Genomic DNA, 9,314 nt, shown 5'->3' on the forward strand with positions numbered 1-9,314 from the left:
GTTATTTATTATTTATACAATTGCTGTAAATACAAGCTAAATCTTTTTCTTAAAAATAAGCAGCTTATAGCTTTTGTGCCTAGACAAATTCACTGCTTCCGTTTATAGAAAGTTATACATTATTTAAAAAGGTATAAATATGAAAAACTCCTCCTCTACAACATCTAAAGTGTATGAAAATGCCGAAGCAGCCATTGCAGATATTACTAGTAATACAAATATATTAGTTGGTGGATTTGGACTTTGTGGAATTCCCGAAAATTTAATTAATGCTTTAAGTAAGAAAAAAGAAATAACCGGACTAACTTGTATTTCTAATAATGCGGGAGTAGATGATTTTGGCTTAGGCTTACTATTAAAAAATAAACAAATTAAAAAAATGATAGCCAGTTATGTTGGAGAAAATGATTTATTTGCTCAACAATACCTTGATAAAGAGCTGGAGGTAGAATTTACCCCTCAAGGCACTTTAGCAGAAAAAATTAGAGCAGGAGGCGCTGGCATTGCGGGTTTTTACACCCCTACCGGAGTAGGAACTTTAGTGGCTCAAGGTAAAGAGGTAAAACAATTTAACGGACGCGATTATCTTTTAGAAACGGCCTTAACGGGAGACTTTGCTTTAATTAAAGCTTGGAAGGGCGACACCTTTGGTAATTTAATTTTTAATAAAACGGCCAGAAATTTTAACCCTATGATGGCCATGGCAGGAAAGATTAGCATTGTAGAGGTAGAAGAACTTGTTTCTGTGGGCGAATTAGACCCCGACCACATTCACACCTCGGGAGTATTTGTACAACGCATTTTTCAAGGTAAAAACTACGAAAAAAGAATTGAACAAAAAACCATTAGCCAATAATTACATAACTACTATAAGGAAAATATGCCGTTAACTAAAGAACAAATTGCACAAAGAATATCTAAAGAAGTGAAAAATGGTTTTACGGTAAATTTAGGAATTGGCATTCCCACACTAGTGGCCAATTATATTACCCCCGAACAAAATGTATTTTTACAAAGCGAAAATGGCTTATTAGGAATTGGCCCCTTCCCCACCAAAGACAAAGTGGATGCCGATTTAATTAATGCCGGAAAGCAAACTGTAACCTCTACTGCTGGTGCTAGTTATTTTTCTTCCGCAGATAGCTTTGCCATGATACGCGGAGGTCATATTGATTTAAGCGTGTTAGGGGCTATGCAAGTGGATGAAAACGGCGACATTGCCAATTGGATGATTCCCAACAAAATGATTAAAGGTATGGGAGGGGCTATGGATTTAGTAGCCGGGTCAAAAAATGTTATTGTGGCCATGCAACATACCGACAGAAAAGGAAATCCTAAAATTTTAAAAAAATGTAACCTCCCCTTAACAGGATTAAATTGTATTCATAAAATCGTTAGTGACTTGGCGGTAATGAGCATCACCTCTAAAGGCATTGTTGTGGAAGAAATCATAGAGGGTATGAGTTTTGAAGAATTACAAAATGTAACAGAGGCAAAGTTAACTGCGAGCAAAGATATTAAGGCTATTTAATTGTTTGACATAGCTAACAAGTGGTATATATCACTATTATGCCTTCTAATTTTACTTTCAATACCTATTTAACCATCACGGGCTTATCTGGTGATGAAAATATAAAAATGCGATTAATAGAGTTGGGCTTTATTGTTGGGCATAGTTTTAAAATTATTCAACAGTTAAGTTTTGGAGAGCCTTTTATTGTAGAGGTTCAAGGCACCACTGTTGCCTTACGCAAAAGGGAATTAAAATGTCTTCAAATTCAAAAATAATAGAAAAAAATATTCCTTCTGTTTTAATGATTGGTTCTCCCAACGCAGGAAAAAGCACTTTATTTAATAAACTTACCGACAAAAGTGCAAAAACTACCAACTACCCTGGCACCACAGTAGATTATACCACAGGTTATGCTGGATCTAACTTTAATGTAAAAATTAAATTTTTAGATACTCCTGGTATTTATTCTTTGCACCCAAAAACTGCGGAAGAAGAAATTACTCATCAACTACTTTTTAAAAATACAGAAAATCAAAGTAAGAATTTAATTCTTTCTGTTGTGGACTCTACCCAATTTGTAAGACAAGTTTTAATTACTCAACAACTGATAGAGCAAGGTTTTTCGGTGATTGTAGTACTTAGCATGGTGGATATTTTAGAAAAAAATAACATTACTATTAATGTAAAAGCTCTTTCTGAAAAATTAAAATGCCCTGTGGTACCTGTAAATATAAATAATGATGCCGATATTAAAGTTTTAATAAACCAATTACACCACCAAACTATTAATTCTAATTTAGGGCCTACACAAAAAAAAGCTTTATGGAAAGAAGAAGATTATTTTAACAATTTTTCTCGCTTTCAAAAAATAGAAAAAAATCTTTTTTCCTCCTCTGTAAAAAACTATTCTGCCAATATAGATAAATATTTGCTTCACCCCATTTTAGGCCTAGTGTTTTTTATAAGTATTATGACTTTGCTTTTTGCCTCTATTTTTTGGATAGCTACACCCTTAATTGATTCCATAGATTTATTATTTGCTAACTTGGGCGAATTTATTGTCCAAATTTCCCCCGATAGTTTATGGACCGCTTTTTTAGGAGAGGGATTAATTTCTGGAGTGGGGGCATTTATGGTTTTTGTACCTCAAATTGCCATTTTATTTCTTGGTTTAGGTTTACTAGAAGACAGTGGGTATTTAGCTAGGGCCTCTAGTCTTGTTGATAAACCTTTGTCTAAATTAGGAATGAATGGTCGTTCTTTTGTTCCCATATTATCTTCGATGGCCTGTGCTGTTCCTGCTATGATGGCCGCCAGAACTATACCTAATAAAAAAGAAAAATTTTTAACTTTATTTATTTTGCCCTTAATGACATGCAGTGCCCGCATACCTGTTTATGCTTTAATTATTAGTTTTTTATTTTTTGGAGAGTCGGTTTTTTTAGCAGGTTTTATTTTAGCACTGCTGTACTTTTCAGGGCTGGTAATAGGTGGCTTAACCGCTAGTATTATTAATCGTTTTTTATCACAAAAACAAAATTCCTTTTTTATTATGGAGCTTCCCTCTTATAAATTGCCTAATTTTAAAAAAGTAGTTAAACAAATGTTAATCCGCACAAATAGTTTTATTAAAAATGCTGGCCCTATTATTTTAGTGTTGTCTATTATTATCTGGGGAGCCTCTACTTTTCCCAATTATAAAATAAAAAATACTAATGAACGATTTCATAAAAGTTATGCTGCACAAGTGGGAAAAGTGATCGAACCCATTTTTAAACCTATGGGTGCAGATTGGCGAGTGGGCTTAGGTATTTTATCCTCCTTTGCGGCTCGCGAAGTTTTTGTATCTACCTTGGCCAGTGTATTTAACATTACCGAAGAACACGATACCGACATACACCAATCTTTATTAAGCACAATGAAAACCGCACGCTTTACTAATGCAGATGGCAGTGTTGGAAAATTAATTTTTACACTACCTTCTGTTTTAGCTTTATTAATTTTTTTTATGATTGCCCTTCAATGTATGGCCACAGTTAGTATAGCCAAAAATGAATTTGGTAACTGGAAGGTAGCTTTAATACAATTGTTTAGTTTTAATATTGTGGCCTATGTGCTTGCTGTAATAACTTATCAAGGGTTAAGCTAATGAACACTATAAAAACTTACCAAGGATTAAGCTAATGAGCACTATACAAACACCAATTACTCACTCCACTGCCCATTATTTGTGTGCCATTCATAAGCTACATGAAGATAATGGCTATGTACGCATGGTAGATATTTCTAAACTTTTAAATTTTTCTAGAGGCAGTGTTTCGATTGCCATTAAAAATTTAAAAAAGAAAAATTTAGTAGAAGAAGACAAAAATGGATTTTTAAATTTATCTAAAGTTTCTCACGAAAAAGTGCACGAAATTTTAGCCAACAAAACTTTATTGTATTACTTTTTAAAAAACTTTTTGGGCGTAACTAAAAATACTGCCGAATTGGATTCGTGCTTGATGGAGCATGTACTAAGTGCCGAATCACAAAAAAAATTATTTTTATATATGAAAAAAATGCAAACGGCCGAAAAAGAAAACGGTAATAAATCTTGTGTAAAAACCAATTTAGATTTTTTAAATACCTGCTCTAATTTTAAGCAGTTTAAAGAAAGTCAGAAAGGGGACACTTTTATTTAAGGTAAGGTTGTGTATTTAGGCAAATATAATTGGGTAAACAGTGCTTGTGTTTTGTATATTTGCCTAAACTAAATTGAAATGGGCAGACAGTGTCTGCCTAATTTAATCTACCAAAGTCCTGTATTAGTATAGAACACTTTAGCCTGCTTTCCCCTATCCGATAAAGATTATAAGCTCTTTACAGTAAGACGCTTTAATCAAATAAAGGGAAACATGAAAAAGTTATTAAGAAAACAAACTATACCTAGTAAACTTTCTATTACCAAAGAAAAAGTTATTTGCCCTTTATGTAATAACCCCTTAGAAACCACTCATACGGCGCATTTTGCCGAAGAACAAGTTAAAGAAGAAGTCTTTTGCCCACAATGCGAAATCACAAATACGGTGGACTATCACAGTTTGCAGTAAGTCACAGTTTGCAGTAAAAAATTATTTCGATTTTGTATATTTAATTTGTCTAGACGAGCTATTTTTGTCTAAAAAATCTATATCTATGTTATGCACTTGCCAGCCAGGAAAAAATTTTAAAATAGAAAATTTTTTAGACCACTCGATAATAACATAAGCATTATCTTCTTTAAAAACATCCCAAAAGTTAAATGATTCTAACTCATTTTCGGAACTTAATCGGTATAAATCAAAATGATGAATGGTTAAACCTGCTTTTTGGTAAACATTGTGCAAAGAAAATGTGGGTGAACTAGTAACATTTTCTTTTTTGACATTACCTGCCTCTCCATTACCTGCCTCTTCATTATCGGCTGTGCTTTGCAAGCTTTGATCGCCAAACATTTGCTTAACAAATAAACTCACCCATTGTGTTTTTCCAACACCTAAAGGGCCATTTAATAATATAACATCTTTTTTTGAGCTAGATAATTTGTTAATAAACTCTTCACTAATCCAACAGTTTAAATCTTTAACAGAGCTTACAAGTTTTATATCTTCTGACATTTTTATTAATTAATATTTTTTTCTAAAAATTCCGTCATAGTCGTTAAAGATTTATCTAGTAAAGCTTTGTCTTCCCCCTCTAAAAAAATACGAACTACAGGTTCCGTACCAGAAGGTCTAACATAAATGCGAGCATTGCCGCCTAAATTATCTTCTAATTGTTTTAATGTGTCTGAGTACTTAGGGATATCAGACAAAACCAAAGACGAATCCATAATTTTACTAAGTTTAACACTATGATTAATTTGCAAAGGCGTTTTAAAAATATTGCGCATTTGGCTTAACTTTTTTTTCTCGATTTTCATTAGCTCTAAAATTTTTAAAGCCGCAATACACGCATCTCCTGTAGTACTGTGATCTAAAAAAATAACATGGCCAGAGTTTTCTCCCCCTAAAACACAATCTTTTTCTTTCATTAAAGCTACTACATTTTTATCACCAACCGGCGCTATATGTACTTGTATGTTTTCTTTTTTTAAATAATTTATTAAAGCAATGCTACTCATAGGGGTTAATACCACAGCATCATTGTTTAAGGCTTTTTGTTTTTTTAAATCCATAGCACATAAGCCTAAAATATGATCACCACTTAAAATTTGGCCTAGTTCGTCTACCATTAAAATACGATCGGCATCGCCATCTACGGCAATTCCTAAGTCTGCTTTGTGTTCAATCACGGCTTTTTGTAATGTACTTGGACATAAGGCTCCAAAATTTTTATTAATATTAAACCCGTTAGGATGATTACCAATATTAATAATCTTAGCCCCTAATTCTTCAAAAATAGCAGGTGCTACTTTGTAAGCAGCACCATGGGCCGAATCCACCACTATTCTTAAGCCCTCTAAATGCAATGGATGAGGAAAAACATTTTTAACATGAACAACATAACGACCCGAGGCATCTTCAATACGGCGAGTTCTACCTATGTCTTGAGGGCTAACTAAATATTGCGACAAATCTTTTAACAGTAATTGCTCTATGGATGCTTCGGTTTCTTTAGATACTTTAAAACCATCTGCACCAAATAATTTAATGCCATTATCCATATACAAATTATGAGAAGCCGATATTACCACCCCTGCATCACAACGCATATTTTTTGTTAAAAATCCTACCCCAGGCGTTGGCAAAGGCCCCACTAATTGCACCGACACTCCCATAGAATTTAAACCACTAGCTAAGGCTTGCTCAATCATATAGCCCGAAATGCGCGTGTCTTTGCCAATTAAAACCATATGGCCCGAGCCTTTTTTATGAAGCTCTTTTTTTACTAAAACTCCTAAAGCTTGGCCCACTTTTAAAGCCACATCTGTGGTAATAGGAAATTGATTAGCTAGCCCTCTAATACCATCTGTTCCAAATTTTACTGGACTTTCCATATTAACCTTAATAAAAATATAACTTAGCCTGCCACATTGGGATTGGGCTTTAAATTAATATCTGCAGAAACTTCTTGTTTTTTTATAGCAGCCTCTGCCTTAGCATTTTTTTCACTATTAGCAGCTTCTTGCTTTAAAATTTGCACTTGCTCTTCTCGATAAATTTCTAACTGATCTAAACTTTCACCGCTCATAATTAACTCAAATTCTTTATTATCAATAGTTTCAAACTGTAATAATGCTTTGGCTAAAGTGTGTAATAAATTTTCATTGTCTTTTAAAATTTCTGTGGCTTTTATTTTGGCCGCATGAATTAAAGACGAAATTTCGTTATCAATTTCTTCTGCTTTCTTTTCAGAATATTTACTTTGCCCCACACTTTGCATACCTACAAAAACCGGTTTGTCAGAGTCTGCAAAATTAATTGGACCAATGTTGTCATTCATTCCCCATTCACAAATAATTTTTCGTGCTAAATCTGTAGCTCGTTCAATATCGTTAGAAGCCCCTGTAGTAAAATCTTTAAAAATTAATTCTTCGGCAACTCTTCCTCCAAATAAAAAAGATAATAAATTATGCGCTTTAGTTTTCGTCATATTTAATTCTTCTTCTTTGGGAAGGGTTTGTGTGACCCCCAAGGCTCGTCCTCTAGGAATAATACTAATTTTATGAATAGGGTCCATTTGTGGCAATAACTTTCCCACAATGGCGTGACCTGCTTCATGGTAGGCCGTAATTTTTTTATCCTGTTCTGTAACTTTCATGGATTTTCGCTCTGCACCCATTAAAATTTTATCTCTAGATTGTTCTAAGTCTTCCATGGAAATTTGTTGTTTATTTAAACGAGCAGCTCGCAAAGCGGCTTCATTAACTAAATTGGCTAAATCGGCTCCCGAAAAACCAGTGGTTCCTCTAGCTACAGCCTGTAAATCTACATTGCTTGCTATTTTTTCTTCAGGAAGTTTATTAACATAAATTTTTAAAACCTCTTCTCTTCCTGTTAAATCGGGAACAGGAACCATTACACTGCGGTCAAATCTTCCTGGTCTTAAAAGGGCTGGGTCAAGCACATCTAAACGATTGGTGGCAGCTAAAACAATAACTCCATTATTAAATTCAAAACCATCCATTTCTACTAGTAGTTGATTTAAAGTTTGTTCTCTTTCATCATGTCCTCCACCCATACCCGATCCACGGTGTCGACCTACGGCATCTATTTCGTCAATAAAAATAACACAAGGAGCATGTTTTTTTCCTTGCTCAAACAAATCTCTTACTCTAGAGGCACCCACACCCACAAACATTTCTACAAAGTCTGAACCCGAAATGCTAAAAAATGGAGCATCGGCTTCGCCCGCCATGGCTTTAGCTAGTAAAGTTTTCCCTGTACCAGGAGGGCCCACTAACAAAACTCCTTTTGGAATTTTTGCTCCCATATTGGTAAATTTTTTAGGGTTTTTTAAAAAGTCCACAATTTCTACTAAATCCTCTTTGGCTTCTTCTACACCAGCAACATCTTTAAAAGTTATTTTATTTTTAGATTGGTCCATCATCTTAGCTTTGCTTTTTCCAAAGCTCATAATTTTACTTCCTCCCGATTGCATCTGCTTAAAGAAAAATAAAAAAATAACAATTAAAAATACAAACGGTAACCAACTTAACAACAAAGAGACAAAAAAGGATTCTTTTACTTTTTTATAATTAGGAGTTAGTCCATTTTTTTCCACAAGCAATCGCCCTTGCGCACTAATATCCCCTTGTACTTTAAATTTTACAGCACCCTTGTATTCTTTTTTAAACTCTTCTTTCATAGTACCAACAATTTCGCCAATACTGTCGTTGTCTGCAATTTCAAAAGTGACATCTTTTACATGTTTTACCGTTAAAGCGTGCCTAAATTGATTGTAATCAAAATCTTTAATAAAAGCTTTATTCTTTTCTTGATAGTTTTGTATTAACACAATAGCTAACACAACAAATATAGCCCACATTGCAAATGTTTTTTGAGATGCATTTTTCATTTTTACCTCGGTTTTTAATCGGTGTTTAGTCTAATACTTTTTGATGAATTATCAAGGATATAAAGCCAAGGTTGCTTTAATTTCCAACCCTGTCTAGCTATATGGAAAAATTGCTCTTTTTTTGGAGCATTTAAATACTTTAAGAGCTCTAAAACATGACCCATAGAGTAATTTTTCACTTTATTACAATATAAATAATGGGCCAAAGTTCGTTTTTGATCCACTACAGAAAGGCTATAAAACACATCCAAATGGATCTTGTTTTTTACAACCACTTTTTGTAAAAAATCAATATCTTCCTTTTGGTCGCTAGCAATGGCATTTAAAGATTGCGACATATTTTGTAAATATTTTTTATTTTTTTGCGCTATAATTGGCAAAACTTTTAAACGCAACCAATTGCGCAAAAATTGATCGTTTTTATTAGAAGGGTCTTCAAAAAAAGGCACAGCATTTTGATGAACATAATCTTGCAAAGACGATCGCATAACTGTTAACAAAGGTCTTACTAATAAATGATTTTCTTTAATGCTTACTGGTTTAATGGCCACCAAACCTTGCGAGCCCACACCTCTCATTAAACGCATTAATCGCGTTTCTAGTAAATCATCAGCGGTATGCGCGGTAACTAATAATTTTGAGTCAAACTTTGAAAGTAAAAGTATTTCTTCAAAATAATCATAACGGCATTTTCTATATTCTGCTTCAGAATTTTTCACTGCCACTTCTAAATTTTTTATTTCCTCTGTTTCATTAAAAT

General features: G+C 33.6%; 10 protein-coding genes. 6 read left to right on the forward strand and 4 right to left on the reverse strand.

Annotated elements, in window-relative coordinates; genetic code table 11:
* Positions 1-139: 139 nt before the first annotated feature.
* The 6 genes from HAW63_03860 to HAW63_03885 all read left to right on the forward strand — a co-directional run bounded on the left by HAW63_03860 (position 140) and on the right by HAW63_03885 (position 4,605).
* On the forward strand, positions 140-856 hold the full coding sequence (locus HAW63_03860; protein MBE8163102.1) for a CoA transferase subunit A: 717 nt from the start codon (positions 140-142) through the stop codon (positions 854-856).
* 24 nt (positions 857-880) lie between these two features.
* Positions 881-1,531, forward strand: a complete 651-nt coding sequence (locus tag HAW63_03865; protein MBE8163103.1) for a CoA transferase subunit B — start codon at positions 881-883, stop codon at positions 1,529-1,531.
* Positions 1,532-1,569: 38 nt separating this feature from the next.
* Complete coding sequence (locus tag HAW63_03870) at positions 1,570-1,788, forward strand: ferrous iron transport protein A (GenBank protein ID MBE8163104.1); 219 nt, start codon at positions 1,570-1,572, stop codon at positions 1,786-1,788.
* On the forward strand, positions 1,767-3,662 hold the full coding sequence (locus HAW63_03875) for a ferrous iron transporter B (GenBank protein MBE8163105.1): 1,896 nt from the start codon (positions 1,767-1,769) through the stop codon (positions 3,660-3,662). Before HAW63_03870 ends, HAW63_03875 begins: the two co-directional genes overlap by 22 nt.
* 34 nt (positions 3,663-3,696) lie before the next feature.
* Positions 3,697-4,197 carry a metal-dependent transcriptional regulator gene (locus tag HAW63_03880; GenBank protein ID MBE8163106.1) on the forward strand — a complete coding sequence of 167 codons (501 nt, stop codon included), beginning with the start codon at positions 3,697-3,699 and terminating at the stop codon, positions 4,195-4,197.
* Between the two features lie 213 nt (positions 4,198-4,410).
* Positions 4,411-4,605 carry a hypothetical protein gene (locus HAW63_03885; GenBank protein ID MBE8163107.1) on the forward strand — a complete coding sequence of 65 codons (195 nt, stop codon included), beginning with the start codon at positions 4,411-4,413 and terminating at the stop codon, positions 4,603-4,605.
* A gap of 21 nt (positions 4,606-4,626) precedes the next feature.
* Here the strand turns inward: HAW63_03885 and HAW63_03890 are convergent, their stop codons facing one another.
* From HAW63_03890 to tilS, 4 genes are all read right to left on the reverse strand, one after another.
* On the reverse strand, positions 4,627-5,151 hold the full coding sequence (locus HAW63_03890) for a tRNA (adenosine(37)-N6)-threonylcarbamoyltransferase complex ATPase subunit type 1 TsaE (protein ID MBE8163108.1): 525 nt from the start codon (positions 5,149-5,151) through the stop codon (positions 4,627-4,629).
* Positions 5,152-5,156: 5 nt separating this feature from the next.
* Entirely contained in the window at positions 5,157-6,533 is a 1,377-nt protein-coding gene (glmM, locus tag HAW63_03895) for a phosphoglucosamine mutase (GenBank protein MBE8163109.1), read from the reverse strand.
* Positions 6,534-6,556: 23 nt separating this feature from the next.
* Entirely contained in the window at positions 6,557-8,554 is a 1,998-nt protein-coding gene (locus HAW63_03900; GenBank protein ID MBE8163110.1) for an ATP-dependent zinc metalloprotease FtsH, read from the reverse strand.
* A gap of 14 nt (positions 8,555-8,568) precedes the next feature.
* Positions 8,569-9,314, reverse strand: a 746-nt coding sequence (tilS, locus tag HAW63_03905; protein ID MBE8163111.1) for a tRNA lysidine(34) synthetase TilS, incomplete at its 5' end; no start/stop codon positions are given.

It is taken from the genome of Pseudobdellovibrionaceae bacterium (genome assembly GCA_015163855.1).
In the GTDB taxonomy this organism is placed as follows: Bacteria; Bdellovibrionota; Bdellovibrionia; order Bdellovibrionales; family UBA1609; genus JAAOIH01.

What these genes read in the sequence shown, in the direction of transcription:
- HAW63_03860 (MBE8163102.1), top strand. Translation starts at nt 140, where the DNA reads ATGAAAAACTCCTCCTCTACAACATCTAAAGTGTATGAAAATGCCGAA.
- HAW63_03865 (MBE8163103.1), top strand. Translation starts at nt 881, where the DNA reads ATGCCGTTAACTAAAGAACAAATTGCACAAAGAATATCTAAAGAAGTG.
- HAW63_03870 (MBE8163104.1), top strand. Translation starts at nt 1,570, where the DNA reads ATGCCTTCTAATTTTACTTTCAATACCTATTTAACCATCACGGGCTTA.
- HAW63_03875 (MBE8163105.1), top strand. Translation starts at nt 1,767, where the DNA reads ATGTCTTCAAATTCAAAAATAATAGAAAAAAATATTCCTTCTGTTTTA.
- HAW63_03880 (MBE8163106.1), top strand. Translation starts at nt 3,697, where the DNA reads ATGAGCACTATACAAACACCAATTACTCACTCCACTGCCCATTATTTG.
- HAW63_03885 (MBE8163107.1), top strand. Translation starts at nt 4,411, where the DNA reads ATGAAAAAGTTATTAAGAAAACAAACTATACCTAGTAAACTTTCTATT.
- HAW63_03890 (MBE8163108.1), bottom strand. Translation starts at nt 5,151, where the DNA reads ATGTCAGAAGATATAAAACTTGTAAGCTCTGTTAAAGATTTAAACTGT.
- glmM (MBE8163109.1), bottom strand. Translation starts at nt 6,533, where the DNA reads ATGGAAAGTCCAGTAAAATTTGGAACAGATGGTATTAGAGGGCTAGCT.
- HAW63_03900 (MBE8163110.1), bottom strand. Translation starts at nt 8,554, where the DNA reads ATGAAAAATGCATCTCAAAAAACATTTGCAATGTGGGCTATATTTGTT.